The organism is Streptomyces sp. NPDC005551 (genome assembly GCF_042871785.1).
Classification (GTDB): domain Bacteria; phylum Actinomycetota; class Actinomycetes; order Streptomycetales; family Streptomycetaceae; genus Streptomyces.
This window is the reverse complement of record NZ_JBIAJE010000010.1, coordinates 146,079-170,621: the sequence shown is the minus strand read 5'-3', so window position 1 is coordinate 170,621 and position 24,543 is coordinate 146,079. Positions and strand designations below refer to the sequence as shown.

Below are 24,543 nucleotides of genomic sequence, written 5' to 3'. Positions count from 1 at the left end.
TACGGAAGGCAGGTGGCGGCAGTGCCCAGGACGACGGACGGGGACGGCCCTCCTGTTCCACAGCGGCTGCTCGCCGCCGCCACCCGGCTCTTCGCGGAGCGGGGCTACGACCGGACCTCGGTGCAGGAGATCGTGGAGGCGGCGGGCGTCACCAAAGGCGCCCTCTACCACTACTTCGGCTCCAAGGACGACCTCCTGCACGAGGTCTACGCGCGCGTGCTGCGCGTCCAGCAGGAGCGGCTCGACGCCTTCGCGGACGCGGACGCGCCCGTCGAGGAGCGGCTGCGGGGCGCCGCGGCCGACGTCGTGGTGACCACCATCGACAACCTCGACGACGCGTCGATCTTCTTCCGCTCCATGCACCATCTGAGCCCGGAGAAGAACAAGCAGGTACGCGCCGAGCGCCGCCGCTACCACGAGCGTTTCCGCGCGCTCATCGAAGAGGGCCAGAAGGAGGGCGTCTTCTCCACGGCCACCCCCGCCGACCTGGTCGTCGACTACCACTTCGGGTCGATCCACCACCTGTCGACGTGGTACCGCCCCGACGGCCCCCTGACCCCCCAGCAGCTCGCCGACCAACTGGCCGACATGCTGCTGAGGGCACTGCGCCCCTGAGGGGAATCCAGCCCCTCCGGCGTTCGCTGAGCGGGGTCCGGGGCGCAGCCCCGAGCCGGGACGGGCAGGGCGGCGGGGGCAAGACCCACGCCCCCGCCGCCCCACCCCCAGGGCTCCCGGCCGGTCACCCGTACTTCTTGATCTCCCGTCGCGCCAGCGACCGCTGGTGGACCTCGTCCGGCCCGTCCGCGAGCTTCAGCGTCCGCGCGCTCGCCCACAGCTCGGCCAGCGGGAAGTCCTGGCTCACCCCGCCGGCGCCGTGCAGCTGCACCGCCTTGTCCAGGATGTCCACGACCGTGCGCGGGGTGGCGATCTTGATGGCCTGGATCTCGGTGTGGGCCCCCTTGTTGCCCACGGTGTCCATCATCCAGGCCGTCTTCAGGACGAGCAGACGCAGCTGCTCGACGGACACCCGGGCGTCGGCGATCCAGTTCTGCACCACGCCCTGCTGGGCGAGCGGCTTGCCGAAGGCGCTGCGGGCCACCGCCCTGCGGCACATCAGCTCGATCGCCCGCTCGGCCATGCCGATCAGCCGCATGCAGTGGTGGATGCGCCCCGGACCGAGCCGCGCCTGGGCGATGGCGAAGCCGCCGCCCTCCTCGCCGACCAGGTTCGACACCGGCACGCGCGCGTGGTCGAAGACGACCTCCGCGTGCCCGCCGTGCGAGTGGTCCTCGTAGCCGTACACCTGCATGGCCCGCCGGATCTCGACGCCCGGGGTGTCGCGCGGGACGAGCACCATGGACTGCTGACGCCGGATGTCGGAGCCCTCGGGGTCCGTCTTGCCCATCACGATGAAGATCTTGCAGTCCGGGTTCATCGCCCCGGAGATGTACCACTTGCGCCCGGTGATGACGTAGTCTCCCCCACCCTCGGCTCCGCTCGAGCGGGAGGTGCCCCCACCGTCCCGCTCGATCAGCGTCGTGATGTTCGTGGCGTCGGAGGACGCCACCTCGGGCTCGGTCATCGCGAACGCCGAACGGATCTCACCGGCGAGCAGCGGCTCCAGCCACTGCTTCTTCTGCGCCTCGTCGCCGAACTGGGTCAGCACCTCCATGTTGCCGGTGTCCGGGGCCGCGCAGTTCAGCGCGGTGGGCGCCAGATGGGGGCTGCGGCCGGTGATCTCGGCGAGCGGCGCGTACTGCAGGTTGGTGAGCCCGGCACCGTACTCGGAGTCCGGCAGGAAGAGGTTCCACAGCCCCCGGCGCCGCGCCTCGGCCTTCAGTTCGCCGACGACGGCGGGGGTGTCCCACGGCGAGGCCAGCCGTGCGCGCTGCTCCTCGGCGACGGCCTCCGCCGGGTACACGTACTCGTCCATGAAGGCGAGCAGTTTGCCGCGCAGCTCTTCGGTGCGCGCGTCGAATGCGAAGTCCATGACGGGTCAGCCTTCCTGAAGGGTGGTCAGGCCGTGCTCGATGAAGACGGGAACCAGGTCGCCGATGCGGTCGAAGCCCGCGCCGACCGTCTGGCCGAGGGTGTAGCGGTAGTGGATGCCCTCCAGGATCACGGCGAGCTTGAACCACGCGAACGCCGTGTACCAGGAGACCGCGGACACGTCGCGCCCCGAGCGCGCGGCGTACCGCTCGACGATCTCGGCCGCGTCCGGGTGCCCGGCGGCCGTCGCGGTGGTGCTGATGGGGGCGTCGGGCAGGTTCAGCGGCGCGCTGTACATCACCAGCAGCCCCAGGTCGGTGAGGGGGTCACCGAGCGTGGACATCTCCCAGTCCAGGATCGCCTTGATCCGGTCGTCCGTGCCGATCAGCACGTTGTCCAGCCGGTAGTCGCCGTGCACGACGGCCGGGGCGCCGGAGGTGGGCAGCTCCCGTCCCAGGGCCGCGTGCAGCTCGTCGATCCCCGCCAGCTCGCGGTTCCTGGACGCGTCCAGCTGCTTGCCCCAGCGGCGCAGCTGCCGGTCCAGGAAACCCTCGGGCCGGCCGAAGTCCGCGAGGCCGACCTCGGCGGGGTCCACGGCGTGCAGCTCGACCAGGGTGTCGACCAGGCCGAGGACCGCGCTGCGGGTGCGCTCCGGGCCGAGCGGGGCGAGCTGCTCGGCGGTGCGGTACGGGGTGCCCTCGACGAACTCCATGACGTAGCAGGGCGCGCCGAGGACGGAGTCGTCCTCGCACAGCAGCACCGGGCGCGGCACGGGTACGGCCGTGGGATGCAGGGCACTGATCACCCGGTGCTCGCGCTTCATGTCGTGCGCGGTGGCCAGGACGTGGCCCAGCGGCGGCCGGCGTACGACCCACTGCGTGGCGCCGTCCGTGACCGCGTACGTGAGGTTCGAGCGTCCACCCTCGATCAGCCGTCCGGACAGCGTGCCGTTCACCAGTCCGGGCCGCTCGCCGTCGAGCAGGTCGCGCAACCGGTCGAGATCGAGACCCGGGGGGTGGTCTGGGCTCATCATTGCTCCTACGCACACGGAAAACAGGACGACACACATGATGCCGACCGGTCGGTATGTCGTCCAGTGCCCGCGCAGAACGTGATCGGCGTCTCCCCGGTCCTTTGGCGGCCGGCAGGCGCCGTGCCGAGGTCCCGGACAGCCTGGGTCTCAGTACAGCCGGAGTCTCAGTACAACCGGAGTCTCGGAACAGCCGGGGTCTCAGCACAGCCGGGTCTCAGAACACCAGGGCCACCGCGCACGCCGCGATCGCCACCGTGCACAGCGTCGCCGCCGTCGCGTCCCGGGGCCCGAGCGCCGTCGTGCGGCCCGCGCCGGAGGCGAGGGTGCGGATACGGCGGTGGGCGACGACCAGGAAACCCAGCCAGAGCGCGCAGCACAGCGCGCAGGAGACCACCCCGAGCGGTGACGGCCCGCCGTGCAGGGCGGCCTTCACGGCGAGCACGGCGGCCACGGTGCTCGACAGGGTCGTACGCCGCCAGGCCAGCCGCGTGCGTTCCGGCTGGAGCCCCGGGTCCCGGTCCCGGGCGGGCGCGGTCACCCTTCCCAGCCGACGAGGACGACCAGCACCATCGCGACGGCGACGACCGCGACGGCGATCCCGAGCAGCGCGGGGAAGCGGGACACCGGCAGATCCTCGCCCCGCCGCATCGCCCGCTCGCAGCGCACCCAGTGGTTGACCGCCCGCAGGGAGCACAGCACGCCCGCCACGAGCAGCGCGAGGGCCAGTCCGACCCGCCATCCCCACCGCAGGTCGGGCAGGAACTGGTCCACGGCGAATCCGCCGCCGATGAGCGCCATGGCGGTGCGCAGCCACGCCAGGAAGGTCCGCTCGTTCGCCAGCGAGAAGCGGTAGTCGGGCGTCCCGCCCTCCTCCCGGATCTCCCCGGGCGCGAACCACAGCCGGACGTTCCGTACGAATTCGATCACGCCAGGGACCCTACTTCGATCACGCCAGGGACCCTACCGGGGCGCTCGCGGCCCGTCCGGCCGGGGAGCCGGGCCCGGCACAGGCGCGCGGGAACGGGTCAGTGCCGCGAGCGGTGGGCCTTCAGACGCTCGTACGCCGCCAGGCCGTCGGGGACCCACTCCCAGTCCGTCAGGCGCCGTTCCACCTCGTCCTCGGGGAGGAAGCCGTGCCAGGCGACCTCCTCGGCCTGCGGGCGCACCGGCGCCTCGCAGCGCACCTCGTACACGGCCGACCACCAGCTCTGCCCGCTGCCGTTGTCGTACAGGAAGGTGAAGAGCCGCCGCGGGCGGGGGAGCCCCTGGACGCCGAGCTCCTCCTCGGCCTCGCGCAGCGCCGCGTCGTCGTACGTCTCACCGGCGCCGACGACGCCGCCCACGAACATGTCGTACAGCGAGGGGAAGACCAGCTTCGTCGGAGTGCGGCGGTGGACGAAGATCCGGCCCTCGGCGTCACGGACCTGGACGAACGCGCAGCGGTGGCGCAGGCCGCGCGCGTACGCCTCCCCGCGGGGCGACCGTCCGATCACCCGGTCGTTCTCGTCCACGATGTCGAGGATCTCGTCGGCGGCGCTCATGGCCCCATCCAAGCAGGTGCCGGCCGCTTCGTGCCGGCCGCCTTCGTGCCGGCCGCCTTCGTGCCGGCCGCTTCGTGCCGGCCGCCTTCGTGCCGGCCGCCTTCGTGCCGGCCGCCTTCGTGCCGGGGGCCGCGGGCACTCAGCGCGGCTGGAGGTCCTGGGCCCGCTCGGCGTCCGAGGTCCCCTGGGGCATCGCCGGATGCAGGCCCAGCAGCACGATTCCGGCCACGACGGCCGCGAGCCCGGCCGCCTGCCAGGCGAGCGCGCCCGTGTCCGTACGCAGCCGGTCCCCGAGGAAACCCACGCCGCAGACGATCCCGGCCAGCGGCTGGGCGGCGGTCAGCGCCGGCAGCGACATCCGCAGCGGGCCCGTCTCGAAGGCGCTCTGCACCAGCACCAGCCCGGTGACGCCGAGCACCAGCACGCCGTACGGCTGCCATCCGGTGAGCAGTCCGGCCCATCCGCCCTCGGCGAACCGCTCCCCGCAGATTCGGGTCAGCGCGTCCTGCACGCCGTAGAGCAGGCCCGCGGCCGTGGCCAGCAGCACCGGCGCCGAGCTGAGCCGGGTCCGTTTCGCGTACGCGGTCAGCAGCAGCGCGATCCCGACCATGATCCCGATGATCAGCCAGTGCCGCAGCGGATCGGTGACCGCGTCGCCGCCCTCCGGCTGACCCGCCACGATGAACGCGGTGACCCCGCCCGCGAGCAGCACGAGGCCCGCCCAGCCCTGCCGACCGAGCGGCTGCTTGGTCTGGTGGCGCGAGAGGGCGAGCGCGAACAGGAGGTTCGTGGCGAGGAGGGGCTCCACCAGGGACAGCTCGCCGCGGCTCAGGGCGACCGCGCCGAGCGCCATGCCGGCCACCATGAGCGCGATGCCGCCCAGCCAGGTGGGGACGCGGATGAGGTCGAGCAGCAGCCGGGGGGAGAGGAAGTCGCTCAGCGGGGCGTGGGAGGCGGCCTTCTGCTGGAGTACGAAGCCGAAGCCCAGACAACAGGCCGCACTCACGGAGAGGACCAGAACCAGAACCGACACGCTGCGTACCTCGATGACTCGGACGGGCCACGGTGCGTATCCCGCCGACTGTAGCGCTCCGGGCTGTGCCCCGCCCACGGGAGAACCCGGAGCCCGGCAGTTGACTCGGTCAGCCATCTGCCGAAGGATCTGACCGACCAGTAACAACGCCTCCGGCGCCGCTGGTCGACTCTTACCACTGTCTCACCTGCCGGCCGCGGGCCGCCGTCCCGTGGGGGCGGCGATCCCGACCGGTCGGAATGCCGAGAGGACGCGTACATGGCCTACGACGCAGACGTGATCGTGATCGGAGCCGGCCTCGCGGGGCTGGCGGCGACCGCGGAGCTCGTCGATGCCGGCCGCCGGGTGATCCTCCTCGACCAGGAGCCCGAGCAGTCGCTCGGGGGCCAGGCGCACTGGTCCTTCGGCGGCCTGTTCTTCGTGAACTCCCCCGAGCAGCGTCGCATGCGGATCAAGGACAGTCACGCGCTGGCGCTCCAGGACTGGATGGGCACGGCCGGCTTCGACCGGCCCGAGGACCACTGGCCGCGCCGCTGGGCCGAGGCGTACGTGGACTTCGCGGCCGGCGAGAAGCGGTCCTGGCTGCACCGGCAGGGTGTCCGGTTCTTCCCCGTGGTCGGCTGGGCCGAGCGCGGCGGCTATGACGCCAACGGGCACGGCAACTCCGTGCCGCGCTTCCACATCACCTGGGGGACCGGGCCCGGCCTGGTCGCCCCCTTCGAGCGCCGGGTCCGCGCCGGGGTCGCCCGCGGCCTCGTGCAGCTCAGGTTCCGCCACCGCGTCACCGGTCTGGCGCGCAGCGCGGGCGCCGTCGACACGGTCACCGGCGAGATCCTGGAGCCGACCGGTATCGAGCGCGGCCGGGCCAGCAGCCGCACGGTCACCGGCGCCTTCGAACTCAGGGCGCAGGCGGTGATCGTGACCTCCGGCGGCATCGGGGGCAACCACGACCTGGTCCGTGCGAACTGGCCGGAGCGGCTGGGCAGCCCGCCGGAGAAGATGGTCGCGGGGGTGCCCGCGCACGTCGACGGCAGGATGCTCGCGATCGCCGAGGAGGCGGGCGCGCACCTCATCAACCGCGACCGCATGTGGCACTACACCGAGGGCATCCAGAACTGGAACCCCGTCTGGGAGAACCACGGCATACGCATCCTGCCCGGCCCCTCCTCGCTCTGGCTGGACGCCCGCGGCAACCGGCTCCCCGTGCCGCTCTTCCCCGGCTTCGACACCCTCGGCACGCTGGAACACATCATGCGGACCGGGTACGACTACACGTGGTTCGTGCTCGACCAGAAGATCATCGGCAAGGAGTTCGCGCTCTCGGGCTCGGAGCAGAATCCCGACCTCACCGGCAAGTCCGTGCGCGGGGTCCTGGAACGGGCCCGCACCGAGGTGCCGGGACCGGTCAGGGCGTTCATGGACAACGGCGTCGACTTCGTCGTGGAGAAGGACCTGAGCGCGCTGGTACGGGGTATGAACGCGCTCACCGAGGAGCCGCTCATCGACGAGGCCGCGCTGCGCCGGGAGATCGTCGCCCGGGACCGGGAGATGGCCAACCCGTTCACTAAGGACCTCCAGGTGACCGCGATCCACGGGGCCCGCAAGTACCTCGGGGACAAGCTGATCAGGACGGCGACGCCGCACCGCATCCTCGACCCCAAGGCGGGGCCGCTGATCGCCGTCCGCCTGAACATCCTCACCCGCAAGACCCTCGGCGGCCTGGAGACCGACCTCTCCTCACGCGTGCTGACGGAGGGCGGCGACCCGCTGGCAGGGGTGTACGCGGCGGGGGAGGCCGCCGGGTTCGGCGGCGGCGGGGTGCACGGGTACCGCTCCCTGGAGGGCACCTTCCTCGGCGGCTGCCTGTTCTCCGGCCGCACGGCGGGCCGAGCCGCGGCCAGGTCCGTGAGCTGACCCCTGGGGGCCACCGTCCCGGACGCGACCGTCCCGGCCGTACCCCTCCGGGACCCGTCCCGGAGGGGGCTGCCCGAACCCGGCCGAGGGTGAGACCCTCCCGCCCGGCGACGGCGCACCGGCCTCCGCCGCGCGCGGGCGGCCCGGGGTCCACGCCTGTGGTGGGAGCGGACCGGGTCCGCCCGGGGCGGCCCGGGTCCCGCCCCTCGGCGAGGGTCCGGCCTCCGCTGCGCGGGAGCGGGCCCGACCCTCGCCCGTCGGCCACGGAACGCACCTGCCCCGCCCCCCGCCCCACGCGAACCAACTCGGCCCGCGGCAGGGCCTCCCGGCCGGAACCGGTGAGCGGCGGGGGCCAACCCCGCTGCCGTGGTGCACAGTTGACACGTGTCGGAAATCAAGCCGCCCTTGACGCCAACCGTTGGCTGAGGGTTTGCTTTGCGTGATCAGGCCCCGCCGGGCCCCGCTCTGTCTGGACCACCCGCGTAAGGACCGCCCGCGGTGCCCCCACCCCCACCCCCTCTCGGCCGCGGCCGCAAGCGCGCGCCCCAGGCCTTCGACGCCGCACTCGACGACGTCGAACTGGTCACCGCGCGCGCCGCGTTGGCCCAGGGCCGGTGGGCCGGCGTCCGCGCACTGCTCGGCGCGACCGGGGACGACTGGGACCGCCGGGGGCACCGTGTCACCGTGCTCGCCCAGGAACCCACCGCCCTCGTCTGGGCGCGCGACTGGCTGCTCGCCGAACCCGAGTCGACCTGCGCCTCCGTGTTCCTCGCGGTCGCCACGGTCCAGCGCGCGCTGGACGGCAAGGAGCGGCCGGACGGCGCCCGCGAGGCATGCCGCGCCGCCGCCGCGCTCGCGCCCGCCGACCCCACCCCGTGGCTCGGAATGCTGATGCTGGAGCGCTCGATCGGCAGCGAGGAGGACGTCGTCCGCCTCTTCGACGAGGTCCGCCACCGCTACCCCGACCACCACCACGCGCACCACCTGATGGTCGCGCGCCTCGCCGAGCGCCGCGCCGACGCCGGCCAGGACCCGCTGCACGAGGTCTACGACTTCGCCAACTGGGCCGCCGAACAGGCCCCCGCCGACTCGCCGCTCGCCATCCTCCCGGTGGTCGCGCACGCCGAGCGCTACCGCGTGCTGGCCGCGGCGGGCCTCGAACCCGCCGACCCGGCCGCCTCCGGGCACTGGGTGGGACGCCGGGCCCGCCAGGTGATGAAGGCGGCCTTCGACTGGTGGCTGGAGTGGGAGCGCGACGACCACCCGCGCCGCCACATCGACCTCAACTTCCTCGCTCACGCGAAGTCCTGCGAGGGCCGGGGCGCCGAGGCCGCCGCCCTCTTCCACCGCATCGGACCGCACGCCACCCCGGCGCCCTGGTCGTACCCCGACCGCGATCCGTACAGAGCCTTCCGTGCCGCCCGCGACAGCGCGCTTGGCACGCCCTGATCCGCACACCACCTGAGAGGACGACCCCGCCATGACGACGGGCAGTTCGAGCACGAGTGAGAGCAGCAGACCCACCGCCGGAACCGGCATCAGCACGTTCAAGGGGCAGGACCGCGCACTGCGCGCCGACCGGCTGGGCACGGCCGGCCTCCTGCTCTCCGTGCTGGCCGCGACCGGCCCCCTCATGGTCGTCGCGGGTGTCATGCCCACCACATTCGGGGTGATGGGGATCGTCGGGCAGCCGCTGCTCTTCGTCATCCTCGGCGTGGTGCTGGCCCTGTTCTCCTTCGGCTACGCCGAGATGAGCCGCCACGTCCACAACGCGGGCGCCTTCTACGCGTACATCTCCCGCGGCCTCGGCGGCACCGCGGGCGCCGGCGCGGCCCTGGTCGCCCTCGTCGCCTACAGCGCGCTCCAGGTCGGCATCTACGGCATCTTCGGCTTCGAGGTCTCCAACCTCTGCGCCACCTACCTCGACGTCGACATCGCCTGGTGGGTACCGGCCCTGCTGTCCGTGCTCGTGGTCGGCGCGCTCGCCTGGCTGAAGATCGACGTGAACGCGCGCGTGCTCGGCGTGCTGCTGCTCATCGAGGTGGCCCTGGTCGTCATCTTCGACATCGCGGCCGTCGCCGACCCGGCCCGGGAAGGCCTGTCACTGCACGCCTTCAACCCGGACACCCTCACCGGCGCGGGCGTCGGCACCGCCCTGTGCTTCTGCATCGCGGCCTTCACCGGCTTCGAACAGGCGCCGGTGTACGCCGAGGAGACCAGCCGTCCGCACATCCTCGTACCGCGGGTGATGTTCCTGGCGATCGCCTTCGTCGCCGTCTTCTTCGCGATCAGTTCCTGGGCGCTCACCGTCGCCGCCGGACCCGCCGCGATCGTGCCCGCCGCCCAGAAGCAGAGCGCGGGGCTGCTGTTCTTCCTCACCGAACCGCGGCTCGGCGACACCTTCACCGACGTCATGCACATCCTGTTCGTGACCGGCATGTTCGCGGCGATGCTCAGCTTCCACAACGTCGTCGCGCGGTACGCCTTCGCCATGGGCCGCGAGGGACTGCTCCCGGCCGCCTTCGGACGCACTACCGTCGCCGGTGGCGCCCCCGGCACGGGCTCGCTGCTGCAGACGACCGTGTCGGTGCTGATCATCGGCGCCTTCGCGGTGGCGGACGACGGCCCGGCCGGCGACCCGACCGCGCCCGTACTGCACCTGTTCACCTGGGGCGGCAACGTCGGGGCCCTCGGCGTCATCCTCCTGATGGCCACCGCCTCCTTCTCGGTGGTCGTCTTCTTCGCCCGCCGCGGCGCCGCCCGCGCCCAGGCCTGGCGCCTGGTCGCCTCGGTGCTCGCCGGCCTCGCCCTGCTCGTCATCGCGGGCTACACCATCAAGGACTTCGACGTCCTCGTCGGCACGGGCCCGGACTCCGCGCTGAACTGGGCACTGCCCGCCGCCATCGGGGCCGCTCTGGTCGCCGGCTTGGTCCAGGGGCTCGTCCTGCGCTCCCGCAGGCCCGAGGCGCACGCCAGGATCGGACTGGGCAACGAGGCGTTCCAGCTGGACAAGGCCGCGGGATCGGCGCCCTGAGCACGGCCCGGGAAGTGGTTACGGAATTCTGACGGGCACCCGCGGCCCCTGGCCCGAAGGGGGTCGCGGGTGGTCGAATCAGTACGTGAACTCCGAACGGCCCGATGAGCAGGGCAAACCCGTCGGCCGGCGGGTCCTGCTCGGCACCCTCGGCCTCGGCGCGCTGGGCGTGCTGACCGCGCCCACGCTCCAGCGCGGCCTGGAAGGCTTCCTGGGCGGCGCCGCCGACAAGGACCCCACCGGCCTCACCGGGCTCCTGCCCAACGGCGGCGGCTTCCGGTACTACTCGGTGACCTCTTCGGTCCCCCGCAAGAGCGCGTCGGACTACCGCCTCATGGTCGACGGACTCGTCGACCGCCCCACCGCCTACACCCTCGCCGACCTGCGGGCCCTGCCCCGGACGCGGCTCGTCCACGACGTGCAGTGCGTCACCGGCTGGCGGGTGCCCGGCACTCCCTTCGAGGGGGTGCGCCTGTCCCGGCTCCTGGACGCCGCGGGCGTGCACGCGTCGGCCGGCGCGGTCCGCTTCACCTGCTTCGACGGCGCCTACAGCGAGAGCCTCACGCTCGACCAGGCCCGCCGCCGGGACGTCCTGGTGGCCCTGCGCATGCAGGACAAGGACCTCGCGCACGCGCACGGCGGCCCGGTCCGCCTGTACGTGGCGCCCATGTACTTCTACAAGTCCGCCAAGTGGCTCTCCGGCATCACCGTCACCGAGGACGTCGAGCCCGGGTACTGGGAGAAGCGGGGCTACGACGTCGACGCGTGGGTCGGCCGCTCGAACGGACGTGACGATGCGCCCACCGGCTGACGCCCCGGCCCTCGCCTCCCGCGTACGGCGCTTCACGCCCGCCGAACGCTGGGTCCACCGCGCGACGGCCGCGCTGATGGGCCTGTGCGTCGCGACGGCGGCCTGCCTCTACCTGCCGGCCTTCGCCGAACTCGTCGGCCGGCGCGCACTCGTCGTCCGGGTGCACGAGTGGACGGGCCTGCTGCTGCCCGTCCCGGTCCTGGCGGGCCTTCTCTCGCGCGCCTTCCGGGCGGACCTCGGCCGCCTCAACCGCTGGGGCCCGCACGACCGGACGTGGCTGCGTGCGGCCCTGCGCCGCGGCACCCGCCGCGCCGAACGCCCCGCCGGCAAGTTCAACGCCGGACAGAAGACCTACGCCGCCTGGATCGCCGGAGCGAGCCTGGTGATGCTCGGCACCGGGCTGCTGATGTGGTTCACCCACCTCACCCCCCTGCTGTGGCGCACCTCGGCGACCTTCGTGCACGACTGGCTGGCCCTGACGACCGGCATCGTCCTCGCCGGGCACATCGGGATGGCCCTCGCGGACCCGGAGGCCCGCCGGGGGCTGCGCACGGGCTCGGTGTCCCGGGAGTGGGCGGAGCGGGAGCACTCGCTCTGGCGCCCGTAGTCCCGGACGCGGGTGCCCTCTCCCGGGCCATTCTGTCCGCGGTACGCCGGCCGTGTCTGTCCCGGCCGGCGCACGGTTCCGCTAGATCACGAGGGACAGCAGCAGGACCAGCCCGCCGGCGACCACGGAGATGATGGTCTCCATGACCGACCAGGTCTTGACCGTCTGTCCGACGCTCAGGCCGAAGTACTCCTTGACCAGCCAGAACCCGGCGTCGTTGACATGGCTGAAGAAGAGCGAGCCCGCACCGATCGCCAGCACCAGCAGCGAGGTGTGGGCGGTCGACATGTCCGCGGCCAGGGGCGCGACGAGACCGGCCGCCGAGATCGTCGCCACGGTCGCCGAGCCGGTCGCCAGCCGGATCGCCACCGCGATCAGCCAGGCCAGCAGCAGCGCGGGGATCGACCAGTCCTCGGAGATGTCCAGAATCATCCGGCCCACCCCGCAGTCGATCAGCGTCTGCTTGAAGCCGCCGCCCGCACCGACGATCAGCAGGATCCCGGCGATCGGGGCGAGGGACTTCTCGACGGTCGTCGACAGCCGCTCCCGGGTGAACCCGGCCGCCCGGCCCAGCGTGAACATGCCCACGATGACGGCCGCGAGCAGCGCGATCAGCGGCGAGCCGACGACGTCGAAGACGCGCTGGACCATGTGCGCGGGGTCGTCCACGACGATGTCCACGAGCGCCTTGGCCAGCATCAGCACGACCGGCAGCAGCATGGTGAAGAGCGTGGCGCCGAACCCGGGGCGCCTCTTGAGATCCTCGGAGGCGCGGGCGGGGATCATGCGCTCCGGCGCCGGGACGTCCACCCAGCGGGCCGCGTACCTGGAGAAGACGGGACCCGCGATGATCACCGTCGGGACGGCGACCAGGACGCCGAGCGCCAGGGTGATGCCGAGGTTGGCCTTGACCGCGTCGATGGCGACCAGCGGGCCGGGGTGCGGCGGAATCAGGCCGTGCATCACGGACAGTCCGGCGAGGGCCGGGATGCCGATGCGCATCAGCGAGTAGTTGCCCCGCTTGGCGACCATCAGCACCACGGGGATCAGCAGGACGATGCCGACCTCGAAGAACAGCGGCAGTCCGATCACGGACGCGATCAGCACCATCGCCCACGGCATGGCACGCCCGCCCGCCCTGGCGAGGATCGTGTCGACGATCTGATCGGCGCCGCCGGAGTCGGCGAGCAGTTTGCCGAGGATCGCGCCGAGGGCGATGAGGACGCCCACGCCCGCGACGGTCGAGCCGAGTCCCGCGGTGAAGCTGAGGATCGTCTTGTCGAGCGGAGCCCCGGCGAAGGCGCCCAGTGCGAGCGATCCGATGGTCAGGGCGAGAAAGGCGTGCAGCTTGAACTTCGTGATGAGCAGGACGATGACGGCGATGCCGGCCAGGACGGCTATGCCCAGCCGGGCATGGCCTGCCGAGGTGATCGGCTCGACGGCGTCCGCTGCCAGCATCTCGACGCTGAGTCTGGTCACGGTGCTTCCCTTGCGTGTACGGGATGGTCGGAAAGACCCCGGGCTCCGGCGGAGCCCTCGGGGGACCTACTGCGGGGGCTCGGACAGACCGCGCAGCGCGGTCACGGCCCGTTCGGTGATGTCGCCGGGGCCGCCGGACACGTCGACCGCGACACCCGCCTCGTCCGCTCCCAGCGGCTGGAGGGTGGCGAACTGGGAGTCCAGCAGCGCGGTCGGCATGAAATGCCCCTGCCGCTGCGACATCCGGTCCTCGATGAGCTCGCGGTCGCCCGCGAGGTGGACGAAGACGACCTCGGGCGCGGCGGCCCGCAGCCGGTCGCGGTAACTCCGCTTGAGCGCCGAGCAGCTGACGACGCCGCCGAGCCCGGCCCGGTCGTGCGCCCAGGCGCCGATCGCGTCCAGCCAAGGCGCGCGGTCCTCGTCGGTCAGCGGCGTCCCCGCCGACATCCTGGCGATGTTGGCCGGCGGGTGGAAGTCGTCGCCCTCGGCGTAGGGGACACCGAGCCGGTCGGCCAGCAGGGGGCCGATGGTGGTCTTGCCGGTCCCCGATACGCCCATGACCACGACCACGTAGGGGGTGTGCGTCTGCTGCATCATGCTCCCGCTGTCCTCGTCGACACCTGATGTCGACGACACTGAAACCCATTAGGTATGACGAATTCAAGAGTCTGTGACATATAAGTCTGACTTTTTCCCGGGGGTGGAGTCCTCGTACGCTGACCCCATGAGCACACGGGGCCGGGGGCTGCACGGACACGTACTGGACACCCTCGGGCCGGCCATCACAGCGGGCGACTACCCGCCCGGCAGCGTCTTGCGCACGGACGAACTCGCCCAGCGCTTCGAGGTGTCGCGCTCGGTGATGCGCGAAGCGGTCCGGGTCCTCGAATCCATGTACCTGGTCGAGTCCCGCCGCCGCGTCGGCGTCACGGTCCGCCCCAGGGCCGAGTGGAACGTCTACGACCCGCAGGTCATCCGGTGGCGGCTGGCCGGCGCCGACCGCCCCCACCAGCTCCGCTCGCTCACCGTGCTGCGCTCCGCCGTGGAACCCGTCGCCGCGGGCCTGGCCGCACGGCACGCCACGCCCGCCCAGTGCGCCGAACTCACCGAGTGCGCGCTGGGCATGGTCGCCACGTCACGCGGCCGGCAGCTGGAGAAGTACCTCGTCCACGACGTCGCCTTCCACCGCGTGATCCTGGACGCGTCCGGGAACGAGATGTTCGCCCGGCTCGGTGACGTCGTCGCCGAGGTCCTCGCGGGCCGCACCCACCACGAGGTCATGTTCGAGGATCCCGCCCCGGCAGCCGTCACCCTGCACGTCCGGGTCGCCGAGGCGGTCCGCGCGGGCGACGGGGCCCGCGCCGAGGAACTCACCCGCGAGATCACCGTCGGCGCCCTGCGGGAACTGGACATCCTGGCCCCCTGAACGGCCTTCGCCCCGAGGGCCGCCTGCGCCCGGGTCACTCCACGAAGTCACCGTCGACGTACACCCAGGCCCCCTCGACCCGCTCGAACCGGCTGCGCTCGTGCAGCACACCTCCGGCGTAGGCCGCCCGGAAGGTCACGGTCCCCGAGGAGTGGAACGCGGATCCCCCACCGGTCTCCAGGATCTCCAGCCCGGTCCAGCGCATCCCCGGCTCGAACTCCACCCGCGGCGGGCGGGTCCCGGGGTGCCAGGTCCGCAGCAGATACCCCTCGTCGCGCTTGACGAAGGCGCTGTACCGCGAGCGCATGAGCGCCTCGGCCGTGGGCGCGGCGGCCTCGCCGCGGTGGAAGCGGCCACAGCACGCGGCGTAGGGCTTGGGGAGTCCGCACGGGCAGGAACGCGTGATCATGCCCGCCATTGTGTCGTGCCGCCCCCGCCCCTCGCGCCGGGGACCGGCACACGACGAGCGAGGCCGTGACCTCGCGGTCACGGCCTCGCTCTGTGATGTGTCCGAGGGGGGACTTGAACCCCCACGCCCGATAAAGGGCACTAGCACCTCAAGCTAGCGCGTCTGCCATTCCGCCACCCGGACAAGGTGTCTGTCACGCGGGGTTTCCCTCGCGGCGACAGAGGAAACATTACCAGGCTTCCACGGGCGCCCGATCACACCCCGTCGGGGCGTGAACGACGTGTGACGGGCCCGGCCCGCCCTTGGGGCGGACAGGGTGCCGGAGAGAGGATGAGGGGGACCACCAGCAGTGACAGCGGGAGGAAGCAGCGTGAGCGAGTCGAACACGGCAAAGGGTGTCTCCGGCGAGGACGAGGTCGTCGACCTCTGTCGCGAGCTGATCCGGATGGACACCAGCAACTACGGAGACCACTCGGGGCCGGGCGAGCGCAAGGCCGCCGAGTACATCGCCGAGAAGCTCGCCGAGGTGGGGCTCGAACCGCAGATCTTCGAGTCGCACCAGGGGCGCGCCTCCACGGTGGCCCGCATCGAGGGGGAGGACCCCTCGCGGCCCGCGCTGCTCATCCACGGCCACACCGACGTCGTACCGGCCAACGCGGCGGACTGGACCCACCACCCGTTCTCCGGCGAGATCGCGGACGGCTGCGTGTGGGGCCGGGGCGCGGTCGACATGAAGGACATGGACGCGATGACCCTCGCGGTCGTCCGTGACCGGCTGCGCACCGGCCGCAAGCCCCCGCGCGACATCGTCCTCGCCTTCCTCGCGGACGAGGAGGCGGGCGGCACGTGGGGCGCGCGGCACCTGGTCGACAAGCACCCGGGCCTCTTCGAGGGGGTCACCGAGGCCATCGGCGAGGTCGGCGGCTTCTCCTTCACGGTCAACGAGAACCTGCGGCTCTACCTCGTCGAGACGGCGCAGAAGGGCATGCACTGGATGAAGCTGACCGTGGACGGCACCGCCGGCCACGGTTCGATGATCCACCGGGACAACGCCATCACCGAGCTGTCCGAGGCGGTCGGCCGGCTCGGCCGGCACAAGTTCCCCGTCCGGGTCACCAAGACGCTCCGGCACTTCCTGGACGAACTCGGCGACGCGCTCGGCACCGAGCTCGACCCCGAGAACATGGACGCGACGCTCGCCAAGCTCGGCGGTATCGCCAAGCTGATCGGCGCCTCCCTGCAGAACACGGCCAACCCGACCCAGCTGGGCGCCGGCTACAAGGTCAACGTGATCCCCGGGCAGGCCACCGCGCACGTCGACGGCCGCTATCTGCCGGGCTACGAGGACGAGTTCCTCGCCGACCTGGACCGGATCCTCGGCCCGCGGGTGAAGCGTGAGGACGTGCACGCGGACAAGGCGCTGGAGACGACCTTCGACGGCGCGCTGGTCGACGCCATGCAGATCGCGCTGTCGGCCGAGGACCCGATCGCGCGCGCCGTCCCGTACATGCTCTCGGCGGGCACCGACGCCAAGTCCTTCGCCGACCTCGGGATCCGCTGCTTCGGCTTCGCGCCGCTGAAGCTGCCGCCGGAGCTGGACTTCGCGGGCATGTTCCACGGGGTCGACGAGCGGGTGCCGGTGGACGCCCTGCGGTTCGGCGTGCGCGTGCTGGACCGCTTCATCGACGCGTCCTGAACGCCGCTCCGCGGGCGCCGCGGAGCGCGTCGTGCGGTGCGCAGGTAAAACGACACTCCCATAATCGCCAGCGCGTGCGGAGCCGACTGAGAAGAGTGAATGCGACCATAAGCTCGTAGCTCGATTACTCCCTCCTCGTTACAGCTCGTGTGACCCGAAGCTGGGGTCGCACTTGTCTACGAGGAGGAATAATGATCAAGAAGATCGTCGCCGCCGCCGTTGCCACCAGTGGTCTCGTTCTCGCCGGTGCGGGCCTGGCCGCCGCCGACTCGGGTGCCCAGGGTGCCGCCGTGAACTCCCCCGGTGTCCTGTCCGGCAACGTGGTCCAGGTGCCCGTTCACATCCCCGTGAACGTCTGCGGCAACACGGTCTCCGTGATCGGGCTGCTGAACCCCGCCTTCGGCAACGCCTGCGTCAACAAGTGACGTTGTGCCTCGTCCCGTGAGGCTCTGAGTCCTCGTCGGCCCCGGAGCGCGTACCACGCGCCCCGGGGCCGACCGGGCTTTCCGTGTCCGCGTCCACTGCGCGGACACGCACCGCAAGGTCCCAGGCAAGGTCGAAGGCAGGTATCAGCAATGCGACAGGTCACCCGGAAGAGCCTGATGACGATGGCGGCCGCGACCGGCGTGCTCGCCGCCGCGGGCGGCTACGCGCACGCCGACTCGGGAGCGCACGGCGCCGGTGAGCACTCGCCCGGCGTGCTGTCGGGCAACACGGTCCAGGCGCCGGTGCACGCACCGGTCAACGTCTGCGGCAACACCGTGGACGTCATCGGGCTGCTCAACCCCGCGATGGGCAACACGTGCGTCCAGCAGGGCGGCCGGGGCGGTTCCGCCGGAGGCCACGGCACCGGCTCGCACCCGGGAGGCGGCGCGCACGCGGGCGGACACACCGGTGGCTCGCCCGGCGTCGGTTCCGGCAACCACGTCCAGGTGCCGGTCGACGCACCGGTCAACGTCTGCGGCAACAGCGTGGACGCGGCCGGCGTCGGCAACCCCGCGGCGGCCAACACGTGCGGCAACGCGGGCGGCGGTCACTCCGGCACCGGCGGCCACGGAACCCCGCCGTCGGGCGGCCCGAACCACCCAGGCCACCCGAACCACCCGGGCCACCCGGACCAGCCGGGCGGGTCGGGGCAGGGCGGCCACCGGGGCGCGGCGTCCCCGGCGGGCGGTGAGGACCGCACCGGTGCCTCGCGGATCAGCGCGGCCGGCGCCCGGTCCGACGCTGCGCGGCAGGGAGCGGGACAGCTCGCCCACACCGGCAGTGACCTGCCGGTGGGCCTGCTGCTTCCGGCGGGCGCGGGCGCGCTGCTCGGGGGCGCGCTCCTCTACCGCAGGGCACGCTCGGCGGCGTAGGACCTGCTGAAAGGGCCGGAACGCCCCATGACGCCCCGACGCCCCGGCGTCGGGCCGCATCACGTCACGGCGACGCGGTGGACCGGAGCGGGCCCGCACGGGCGGACCCGCTCCGTTTCAGCCGGGTCCCGCTCACCACGTGGCGCGTACCTGGCGGATGATCCGCCGACGCAACCGCACTCTGCGGCTGCCGTCGGCATGCAGGCTCAGGCGGTCCAACTCCCAGTGTCCGTACTCCGCATGGTCCGTCAGCAGACGTGTGGCTTCCTTGCGGGAGACCCCGCGCGGTACGTACACGTCGACAAATTCGTATTCCGGCATCGCATCTATTGTGCGGGCAGAGGCCGTGTACGGATAGCGTCTGCACTATGTCTGATGCTGCGCAGCCCACCGCTGCCGAGGTACGTGCCGCCGCCGAGGCGGTCAAGACCGCTCTCGACCGCCACCTGGCCGCGGTCGAGCGCAGGACGGGTGAGGACGACCCGGCTGTGTACGAGGCGTTCAACGAGCTGGCCGCGGCCGCCGAGGAGTACGACGAACTGCTGTACGAGCGCTACGACGAGGTCACTCCCTTCGAGATTCCCGGTACGGACGACGAGCTGCCGCCGTACACGGGCCCCGAGGAGCCGAACGCGCTCAGTGTGCTGATCCGCCGGGACTACTCGGTGGTGGAGCCGCAGCGACTGCTGGCGCAGGCCCGGCGCATCGAGGCCGTGGACGACGACGCGGACGTGGAGACCACGGCCTCCGGCACGGTGCACGGAGCGGTCGGTCTGCTCTTCGGCGAGTTCGAGCCGGACGAGATCGCATCCCGGCACAAGGAGTTCGGGCTGGAGGAGGGCGACTCGACGCTGTGGGTGACCGCCGCGGACGAGCCGGCCGAGGCGGGGGAGTGGCTGGAGGCGCCCTTCGAGCAGGCCGACACCCAGCGGATCGTCTGCCGTTTCGACGTCAGCGCCGTCTTCGACGACGAGACCGACGACGACCTCGACGACGATCCGCGCCGCGGCGTCGGCCCCGGGCTGGACGGGATCCTGGACGACGACGAGGACCTGGAGCCGCTCGACGCGGATCGCTGAGGCAGCCCGTACGGGGGCCGTACGGACCTGGACCCCCGGACGCACGAGGTGGCGGTCACCGGATCACCGGTGGCCGCCCGGACGCACGAGGTGGCGGTCACCGGATCACCGGTGGCCGCCACCTCGCTGTCCGTGCTCCGTCACCCGGCGGTCGGCATCTGGGCCTTGAGCAGCGCCGGCAGGCGCGTGGTGCGCGGCTTCTGCGGGACCTCCGCCACCGCATGCGGCAGTGCCCCCTCGACCCCGTGCACGACGGAGAGGTGGCGGGCCGCCCGGCCGAAGGCCGTGTACACCCAGGGGCGGGTGAGGGTTGCCGCGGCGTCACCCGGCAGCACCACGACCGCGGCCGGCCAGCGGTGGCCCACCGCCTGGTGCGCGGTCAGCGCCCAGGCATGCCGCACGGACTGCTCCACCCGCTCCTTCGGTACGACCACGGGGGTGCCGGCGCACTCCAGGTGCAGCCCCTCGGCGTCGGCCCTTACGACGTGCCCGGGCACCGTACGGCCCGGGGCGGGGGAGTGGACGACCCGGTCACCGGGGTCGAAGCCGCCGAAGCGGCCGGGGCCCGGATTGAGGCGCTCCTTCAGCACGGTGTTCAACGCGCGGGTGCCGGCGGCGCCGCCGTGCCCCGGAGTGATCACCTGCGTCTGCTCCGCCGGGATGCCGATGGCTCGCGGCACCGAGTCCGCGACGAGCTGCACGGTCCGGTGCACCGCCTCCCCGGCGTCCCGCACCGGGACGATCACCACTTCCTTGCCGGGCGCCTCGACCTGGTTCAGCTCCCCGATGCCGATGCCCGAGACCAGCTCCCCGAGGGGACCGGGATCCGGTGTCCGCGAGGCGACCTGCGGACAGACCCGGGCGGCCAGCAGATCGGCGAAGACGCGGCCGGGTCCGGCCGACCACAGCACACCCGGGTCCCCGCTCAGCACCAGCCGGGCTCCGTCGGGCAGCGACTCGGAGAGCACCGCCGCGGTCTCGACGTCGAGCTGCGGAGCGTCCAGGAGCACCAGCAGGTCGAGCGCCAGGGCACCGTCCGCGTCCCGTCCCGGCCCCTCCGCGCCCGAGAGCAGGCCTGCGACGGTGGTGACGACCCCGGACGGGTCGCCCTGGACCGCCGTGAGGGACGAGGCGAAGCGGTCCCGGCCGTCCGTCGTGTGCGCGGCGGCGCAGGCGCGCAGCCCGAGCGTCCGGGCCGCCGCGAGCAGCTCGGCCGGCTCCCCGCGGGACGCCTCGCCGCCCGTGTGCAGGACGAGTCCGTGTCCCGCGACGGCACGGATCAGCTCGGCGGTGGAGCGTGAGGCGGCCTCGGCGGCCGGCTCCCAGTCGGGGGACGCGTCCTTGGGCAGGGCGTTGACGACACGGGCGAGACCGTCGGCGAGGCTCTCCTCGGCGAGCGCGTACCGCTCCAGACCGATGAGGACGCGGACCGGGCGCTCCTCGCCCTCCTCCGCGTCCGCGTCCGGTTCGGGGGCGGGAGCCACCGCGTCGAGAGCGTCCTGGAAGACCAGGGCCTCTCCCTCGGCGACGGTGCTCTGCACGGCGGCGTCCGGGTCGGGCACCGCGCGCTGGGCCAGCGCGGCGGTGAGCACCGGGGCCTCCAGGGCGGTGTGCCCGGCGAGGGCGGCCTGCTCCAGCAGCCACACCGTGACCGCCCGGCCGCGCCGCTCGTCGTCCGGGCCGCACTCCGCGCCGAGCAGCGCCCGCGCGAAGCCGTCGGCCTGCTCGGGCCGTACACCGGCGATCCGCAGCAGCTGCCACGGGTCCTCGCGCAGCTGCCCGTCGGCGCTCTCCCCCAGGGTGGCGGCGACCTGCGGTGCGAGCGCGTCCGGGGCGCCGCCCTCGGTCAGGACGGCCTTCACGGCATCGACCGTCTCGGCCGCGGGCGTGCCGGCGCCGGGAGCCGGCGGCTGCGGACGCCGCACCGGCTCGGGCGCCGACCTGCGAGGCGTCGGCTCCGGCTCGCGGAACGCCGTGGCCACGGGCTTCTCGCCGCTCTCCACCGCACGGATCGCCGCGAGCAGGTCGGCGGCCGTCCCGCTGAGCTTGGTCCCGGCCGGGATCGGCCCCTGCTTCTCGGCCTTGCGCCGCTCGATCCGCTCCCGGAGCTCGCGCTGGGCCGCCAGCTCGGCCTCGGCCTCGGCCAGCTTCCCGGCGGCACCGGCGCCGTCCTCGCCCCCGGCTCCGCCGGCATCCCCGGCCTCGTCGCCCGAAGCTCCGTCGGACGCCTCCCCGGCGTCCCCGGCCCGGTCTCCCGAGGCTCCGTCGGACGCGTCCCCGGCCCGGTCTCCGGAGGCTCCGGCGGACGCGTCCCCGGCCCGGTCTCCGGAGGCTCCGGCGGACGCGTCCCCGGCCCGGTCCTCCGTGGCTCCGTCGCCGTGGGCGTCGGACGAGTCCTCCGTGTCCCCGGCATCGGTCGCCGCCGGGGCGTCGTCGTCCCGGTCCGCGGGCGGCGCGGACGGGATTCCGGTGTCCTCGCCGTCCCCCGGCGCCTCGCCCGCGGCCGCCCCGGTGCCGTCCCCGGCGGCCGGGGACGCGGGCCCGCGGCCGCCCCCGCTCACGTCGCCGGAAGCACCCGTCGGCTCGCCCTCCGGGGCCGCGGCGCCGTCCTCCGTGCCCGCGCCCGGGGCCCCCGGCTCCGCTTCCTCCGTGGTCTCGGGCTCCGTGCTCACAGCGTGCTCCAGTCGTGATCGGGATAGTGGTGCACCGGCGCCGACACGTCGTCGAGCGCCCGGCAGATCTCGTCAGGAAGACTAAGGGTCTCCACTGACAACGCCGCCGTGAGCTGCTGCGCGTTGCGCGGGCCGATGACCGGGGCGGTCACCCCCGGCCGGTCGCGGACCCAGGCGAGGGCCACCTGGAGCGGGGTCACGGCGAGCCCGTCGGCGGCGGTCGCCACCGCGTCGACGATGCGGCGGGCCGCGTCGTCCAGATACGGCGCGACGAAAGGCGCGAGGTGCTCCGTGCCGCCCCGGGAGTCGGACGGTGTCCCGTTGCGGTACTTGCCCGTGAGCACGCCCCGCCCGAGGGGTGAGGAGGGCAGCAGACCCACGCCCAGGTCGAGGGCGGCGGGCAGCACCTCGCGCTCCACCCCTCGCTGCAGCAGCGAGTACTCCATCTGCGTACTGGCCAGCCGGGTCCGGGTCCCGGGCACCGCGAGCTGCCAGGTCGCCGCCTTGGCCAGCTGCCAGCCGCAGAAGTCGGACACCCCGGCATACCGGGCGCGACCGCTGCTGACCGCCAGGTCCAGGGCCTGGAGAGTCTCGTCCAGTGGGGTCACGGGGTCGTAGGCGTGCACGTGCCACACGTCCACGTACTCCGTGCCGAGCCGCTTGAGGGAGGCGTCGAGCGCGGAGAGCAGATGCCCGCGCGAGGCGTCGAAGCGCCGGTCCGGGTCCGGCACGCTCCCCGCCTTCGTCGAGACGACCAGGTCCCGGCGCGGCACCAGGCCGTCCATGAGGCGTCCGAGCAGGTACTCGGACTCCCCGTCCCCGTACACGTCGGCCGTGTCGACGAGGGTCCCGCCCGCTTCCCAGAACGCCTTCAACAGCTCCGCGGCGTCATGCTCGTCGGTGTCCCGGCCCCAGGTGAGGGTGCCGAGCCCGATCCGGGACACGCGAAGGCCGGTCCGGCCGAGATGCCTCTGCTCCATGGACGCCGAGATTACTGGCCGGAACTCGGTGTGTGGTGGCCCTGTGGACAACCGGGATCACGGGGGAGCGCGCCTGTCCCTGCCGTTGTGCCCGCCAGAGCGCTAGTGTCTCCGGCACAAGGGACGTTACTGATCGGTAAGGGGAAACGGTCATGCAGCTCGGGATCAACCTCGGCTACTGGGGCGCCGGAATGGACGCGGACAATCTCGCCGTCGCCCAGGAGGCCGACCGACTGGGATACGCCGTCTGCTGGGCCGCCGAGGCCTACGGCTCCGACGCGGCCACGGTGCTCAGCTGGGTCGCCGCCCGGACCGAGCGCATCGACGTGGGTTCGGCCATCTTCCAGATCCCCGCCCGCCAGCCCGCGATGACGGCGATGACGGCGGCCACCCTGGACTCGCTGTCCGGCGGCCGCTTCCGCCTCGGTCTCGGCGTCTCCGGGCCACAGGTCTCCGAGGGCTGGTACGGCGTCAAGTTCGACAAGCCGCTGGCGCGCACCCGCGAGTACGTGGAGATCGTGCGCCGGGCGATGACGCGCGAGCGCCTCTCCTTCGAGGGCGAGCACTGGACGCTGCCCCTGCCCGGCGGTCCGGGCAAGCCGATCAAGCTGACGGTGCACCCGGAGCGCGAGCACATCCCGCTGTACATCGCCGCGATCGGTCCGAAGAACCTCGAACAGACCGGTGAGATCGCCGACGGCGCCCTGCTGATCTTCCCGTCGGCCGAGCACCTGGAGGACACCGCGATCAGTCACCTGCGGGCCGGCCGGGAGAAGGCCGGGAAGACGATGGAGGGCTTCGACGTCTGCCCGACGCTCCCGCTCGCGCTCGGCGACGACAAGAACGTGGCCGCCCTCGCCGACATGTTCCGCCCGTACACCGCGCTGTACGTCGGCGGCATGGGCAGCCGCAAGCAGAACTTCTACAACCAGCTCGCCCGGCGCATGGGGTACGAGAAGGAGGCCGCCGAGATCCAGGACAGGTACCTGTCCGGCGACAAGGAGGGCGCCGCCGCCGCCGTACCGCACGAGCTGATCGACCGGACGACCCTGCTCGGGTCCGTGGACCGCATCGCGGACCGGATGCAGGCCTACGCGGCGGCCGGGGTCACCACCCTCACGCTCGCACCCGCGGGCTTCACTCTGGAGGAGCGCGTCGCCTCGCTGCGGGCCGGCACCGAGGCGCTGGAGCGCGCCGGACTCGCCTGACGCGACCGGAGCGAGCCGGAGCGAGCCGGAGCGAGCCGGAGCGAGCCGGAGCGAGCCGGAGCGAGCCGGAGCGATGAGTCTGCGGCCGTGGTGGGGGCTCGGGGGTCTTCCCCGCCACGGCCGTCACGGAGAACAACGCGCCACCCGCCCCTTCGGTTACGCCCCGGAACGGGCGGCACCGTCCCCCGTTCGGCGGAGCCGTCCGGCGCAGGTGTTGCCGCCCCCTCCCGACGGCATTTGACTCGTTCTCTGCGGAGTCCCGCAGAGAGGTGGG

Annotated in this window: 24 protein-coding genes and 1 tRNA gene; 12 read left to right on the top strand and 13 right to left on the bottom strand. The window is 72.9% G+C overall.

The window, feature by feature from the left end; genetic code table 11:
- Positions 1 to 21: 21 nt before the first annotated feature.
- Positions 22 to 615 carry a TetR/AcrR family transcriptional regulator gene (locus ACFYP4_RS27945; protein ID WP_358852457.1) on the top strand — a complete coding sequence of 198 codons (594 nt, stop codon included), beginning with the start codon at positions 22 to 24 and terminating at the stop codon, positions 613 to 615.
- Positions 616 to 739: 124 nt separating this feature from the next.
- Here the strand turns inward: ACFYP4_RS27945 and ACFYP4_RS27940 are convergent, their stop codons facing one another.
- The 6 genes from ACFYP4_RS27940 to ACFYP4_RS27915 form a co-directional block, all read right to left on the bottom strand.
- The gene (locus ACFYP4_RS27940) at positions 740 to 1,990 is read right to left on the bottom strand and encodes an acyl-CoA dehydrogenase family protein (protein ID WP_358852458.1); all 1,251 of its coding nucleotides are present in this window, start codon (positions 1,988 to 1,990) and stop codon (positions 740 to 742) included.
- Positions 1,991 to 1,996: 6 nt separating this feature from the next.
- Entirely contained in the window at positions 1,997 to 3,019 is a 1,023-nt protein-coding gene (locus ACFYP4_RS27935) for a phosphotransferase family protein (protein ID WP_388789034.1), read from the bottom strand.
- Between the two features lie 217 nt (positions 3,020 to 3,236).
- Positions 3,237 to 3,560: a DUF202 domain-containing protein gene (locus ACFYP4_RS27930; protein ID WP_388789031.1), complete on the bottom strand. Its 324-nt coding sequence runs from the start codon at positions 3,558 to 3,560 to the stop codon at positions 3,237 to 3,239.
- The gene (locus ACFYP4_RS27925; protein ID WP_358852461.1) at positions 3,557 to 3,949 is read right to left on the bottom strand and encodes a DUF202 domain-containing protein; all 393 of its coding nucleotides are present in this window, start codon (positions 3,947 to 3,949) and stop codon (positions 3,557 to 3,559) included. The genes ACFYP4_RS27930 and ACFYP4_RS27925 overlap by 4 nt, the downstream gene beginning before the upstream one ends.
- Before the next feature lie 98 nt (positions 3,950 to 4,047).
- The gene (locus ACFYP4_RS27920; RefSeq protein WP_358852462.1) at positions 4,048 to 4,563 is read right to left on the bottom strand and encodes an NUDIX domain-containing protein; all 516 of its coding nucleotides are present in this window, start codon (positions 4,561 to 4,563) and stop codon (positions 4,048 to 4,050) included.
- Positions 4,564 to 4,702: 139 nt separating this feature from the next.
- A complete protein-coding gene (locus ACFYP4_RS27915; protein ID WP_358852463.1) occupies positions 4,703 to 5,596 on the bottom strand; it encodes a DMT family transporter in 894 nt (297 codons plus the stop codon).
- Between the two features lie 258 nt (positions 5,597 to 5,854).
- Here ACFYP4_RS27915 and ACFYP4_RS27910 point away from each other — a divergent pair, with 258 nt between their 5' ends.
- The 5 genes from ACFYP4_RS27910 to ACFYP4_RS27890 all read left to right on the top strand — a co-directional run bounded on the left by ACFYP4_RS27910 (position 5,855) and on the right by ACFYP4_RS27890 (position 11,962).
- Positions 5,855 to 7,510 (top strand): FAD-binding dehydrogenase, encoded by a 1,656-nt coding sequence (locus tag ACFYP4_RS27910; protein WP_358852464.1) that lies wholly within the window; start codon positions 5,855 to 5,857, stop codon positions 7,508 to 7,510.
- 498 nt (positions 7,511 to 8,008) lie between these two features.
- On the top strand, positions 8,009 to 8,959 hold the full coding sequence (locus ACFYP4_RS27905; RefSeq protein WP_358852465.1) for a hypothetical protein: 951 nt from the start codon (positions 8,009 to 8,011) through the stop codon (positions 8,957 to 8,959).
- A 31-nt stretch (positions 8,960 to 8,990) separates the two neighbouring features.
- Positions 8,991 to 10,544 (top strand): APC family permease, encoded by a 1,554-nt coding sequence (locus tag ACFYP4_RS27900; RefSeq protein ID WP_358852466.1) that lies wholly within the window; start codon positions 8,991 to 8,993, stop codon positions 10,542 to 10,544.
- An 85-nt stretch (positions 10,545 to 10,629) separates the two neighbouring features.
- Entirely contained in the window at positions 10,630 to 11,355 is a 726-nt protein-coding gene (locus tag ACFYP4_RS27895) for a molybdopterin-dependent oxidoreductase (RefSeq protein WP_388789025.1), read from the top strand.
- Complete coding sequence (locus ACFYP4_RS27890) at positions 11,339 to 11,962, top strand: cytochrome b/b6 domain-containing protein (RefSeq protein ID WP_388789022.1); 624 nt, start codon at positions 11,339 to 11,341, stop codon at positions 11,960 to 11,962. The genes ACFYP4_RS27895 and ACFYP4_RS27890 overlap by 17 nt, the downstream gene beginning before the upstream one ends.
- A gap of 81 nt (positions 11,963 to 12,043) precedes the next feature.
- Here the strand turns inward: ACFYP4_RS27890 and ACFYP4_RS27885 are convergent, their stop codons facing one another.
- Entirely contained in the window at positions 12,044 to 13,441 is a 1,398-nt protein-coding gene (locus ACFYP4_RS27885; RefSeq protein ID WP_358852469.1) for a gluconate:H+ symporter, read from the bottom strand.
- Between the two features lie 66 nt (positions 13,442 to 13,507).
- Positions 13,508 to 14,035, bottom strand: coding sequence for a gluconokinase (locus ACFYP4_RS27880; RefSeq protein WP_358852480.1), 528 nt, complete (start codon positions 14,033 to 14,035; stop codon positions 13,508 to 13,510).
- Between the two features lie 130 nt (positions 14,036 to 14,165).
- On the opposite strand from ACFYP4_RS27880, the gene ACFYP4_RS27875 reads away from it, so the two are divergent.
- Positions 14,166 to 14,867: a FadR/GntR family transcriptional regulator gene (locus tag ACFYP4_RS27875; RefSeq protein ID WP_388789019.1), complete on the top strand. Its 702-nt coding sequence runs from the start codon at positions 14,166 to 14,168 to the stop codon at positions 14,865 to 14,867.
- 34 nt (positions 14,868 to 14,901) lie between these two features.
- On the opposite strand, the gene ACFYP4_RS27870 is transcribed toward ACFYP4_RS27875, so the two are convergent.
- Positions 14,902 to 15,285 carry a YchJ family protein gene (locus ACFYP4_RS27870; RefSeq protein WP_388789016.1) on the bottom strand — a complete coding sequence of 128 codons (384 nt, stop codon included), beginning with the start codon at positions 15,283 to 15,285 and terminating at the stop codon, positions 14,902 to 14,904.
- An 89-nt stretch (positions 15,286 to 15,374) separates the two neighbouring features.
- A tRNA-Leu gene (locus tag ACFYP4_RS27865) sits at positions 15,375 to 15,459 on the bottom strand.
- Positions 15,460 to 15,646: 187 nt separating this feature from the next.
- On the opposite strand from ACFYP4_RS27865, the gene ACFYP4_RS27860 reads away from it, so the two are divergent.
- From ACFYP4_RS27860 to ACFYP4_RS27850, 3 genes are all read left to right on the top strand, one after another.
- Positions 15,647 to 16,972 carry a M20/M25/M40 family metallo-hydrolase gene (locus tag ACFYP4_RS27860; RefSeq protein WP_388789013.1) on the top strand — a complete coding sequence of 442 codons (1,326 nt, stop codon included), beginning with the start codon at positions 15,647 to 15,649 and terminating at the stop codon, positions 16,970 to 16,972.
- A 191-nt stretch (positions 16,973 to 17,163) separates the two neighbouring features.
- A complete protein-coding gene (gene chpH, locus ACFYP4_RS27855) occupies positions 17,164 to 17,397 on the top strand; it encodes a chaplin ChpH (protein ID WP_358852473.1) in 234 nt (77 codons plus the stop codon).
- A 150-nt stretch (positions 17,398 to 17,547) separates the two neighbouring features.
- Positions 17,548 to 18,330, top strand: a complete 783-nt coding sequence (locus ACFYP4_RS27850; RefSeq protein ID WP_388789010.1) for a chaplin — start codon at positions 17,548 to 17,550, stop codon at positions 18,328 to 18,330.
- 132 nt (positions 18,331 to 18,462) lie between these two features.
- Here the strand turns inward: ACFYP4_RS27850 and ACFYP4_RS27845 are convergent, their stop codons facing one another.
- Entirely contained in the window at positions 18,463 to 18,651 is a 189-nt protein-coding gene (locus ACFYP4_RS27845; protein ID WP_016641768.1) for a DUF5703 family protein, read from the bottom strand.
- 47 nt (positions 18,652 to 18,698) lie between these two features.
- On the opposite strand from ACFYP4_RS27845, the gene ACFYP4_RS27840 reads away from it, so the two are divergent.
- On the top strand, positions 18,699 to 19,409 hold the full coding sequence (locus ACFYP4_RS27840; RefSeq protein ID WP_388789007.1) for a hypothetical protein: 711 nt from the start codon (positions 18,699 to 18,701) through the stop codon (positions 19,407 to 19,409).
- 140 nt (positions 19,410 to 19,549) lie between these two features.
- Here the strand turns inward: ACFYP4_RS27840 and ACFYP4_RS27835 are convergent, their stop codons facing one another.
- Both ACFYP4_RS27835 and ACFYP4_RS27830 read right to left on the bottom strand, forming a co-directional pair.
- Positions 19,550 to 22,081, bottom strand: coding sequence for a helix-hairpin-helix domain-containing protein (locus ACFYP4_RS27835; RefSeq protein ID WP_388789004.1), 2,532 nt, complete (start codon positions 22,079 to 22,081; stop codon positions 19,550 to 19,552).
- Positions 22,078 to 23,061, bottom strand: a complete 984-nt coding sequence (locus tag ACFYP4_RS27830; protein WP_358853486.1) for an aldo/keto reductase — start codon at positions 23,059 to 23,061, stop codon at positions 22,078 to 22,080. Before ACFYP4_RS27830 ends, ACFYP4_RS27835 begins: the two co-directional genes overlap by 4 nt.
- A 152-nt stretch (positions 23,062 to 23,213) precedes the next feature.
- On the opposite strand from ACFYP4_RS27830, the gene ACFYP4_RS27825 reads away from it, so the two are divergent.
- Complete coding sequence (locus ACFYP4_RS27825; protein ID WP_358853485.1) at positions 23,214 to 24,269, top strand: LLM class F420-dependent oxidoreductase; 1,056 nt, start codon at positions 23,214 to 23,216, stop codon at positions 24,267 to 24,269.
- Positions 24,270 to 24,543 lie beyond the last annotated feature (274 nt).

Bases quoted from the DNA above. Each gene is read 5' to 3' on its own strand.
- ACFYP4_RS27825 (WP_358853485.1), top strand. From the start codon at position 23,214: ATGCAGCTCGGGATCAACCTCGGCTACTGGGGCGCCGGAATGGACGCG.
- ACFYP4_RS27935 (WP_388789034.1), bottom strand. From the start codon at position 3,019: ATGAGCCCAGACCACCCCCCGGGTCTCGATCTCGACCGGTTGCGCGAC.
- ACFYP4_RS27840 (WP_388789007.1), top strand. From the start codon at position 18,699: ATGTCTGATGCTGCGCAGCCCACCGCTGCCGAGGTACGTGCCGCCGCC.
- ACFYP4_RS27910 (WP_358852464.1), top strand. From the start codon at position 5,855: ATGGCCTACGACGCAGACGTGATCGTGATCGGAGCCGGCCTCGCGGGG.
- ACFYP4_RS27830 (WP_358853486.1), bottom strand. From the start codon at position 23,061: ATGGAGCAGAGGCATCTCGGCCGGACCGGCCTTCGCGTGTCCCGGATC.
- ACFYP4_RS27850 (WP_388789010.1), top strand. From the start codon at position 17,548: ATGCGACAGGTCACCCGGAAGAGCCTGATGACGATGGCGGCCGCGACC.
- ACFYP4_RS27845 (WP_016641768.1), bottom strand. From the start codon at position 18,651: ATGCCGGAATACGAATTTGTCGACGTGTACGTACCGCGCGGGGTCTCC.
- ACFYP4_RS27890 (WP_388789022.1), top strand. From the start codon at position 11,339: ATGCGCCCACCGGCTGACGCCCCGGCCCTCGCCTCCCGCGTACGGCGC.
- chpH (WP_358852473.1), top strand. From the start codon at position 17,164: ATGATCAAGAAGATCGTCGCCGCCGCCGTTGCCACCAGTGGTCTCGTT.
- ACFYP4_RS27900 (WP_358852466.1), top strand. From the start codon at position 8,991: ATGACGACGGGCAGTTCGAGCACGAGTGAGAGCAGCAGACCCACCGCC.
- ACFYP4_RS27870 (WP_388789016.1), bottom strand. From the start codon at position 15,285: ATGGCGGGCATGATCACGCGTTCCTGCCCGTGCGGACTCCCCAAGCCC.
- ACFYP4_RS27875 (WP_388789019.1), top strand. From the start codon at position 14,166: ATGAGCACACGGGGCCGGGGGCTGCACGGACACGTACTGGACACCCTC.
- ACFYP4_RS27940 (WP_358852458.1), bottom strand. From the start codon at position 1,990: ATGGACTTCGCATTCGACGCGCGCACCGAAGAGCTGCGCGGCAAACTG.
- ACFYP4_RS27920 (WP_358852462.1), bottom strand. From the start codon at position 4,563: ATGAGCGCCGCCGACGAGATCCTCGACATCGTGGACGAGAACGACCGG.
- ACFYP4_RS27880 (WP_358852480.1), bottom strand. From the start codon at position 14,035: ATGCAGCAGACGCACACCCCCTACGTGGTCGTGGTCATGGGCGTATCG.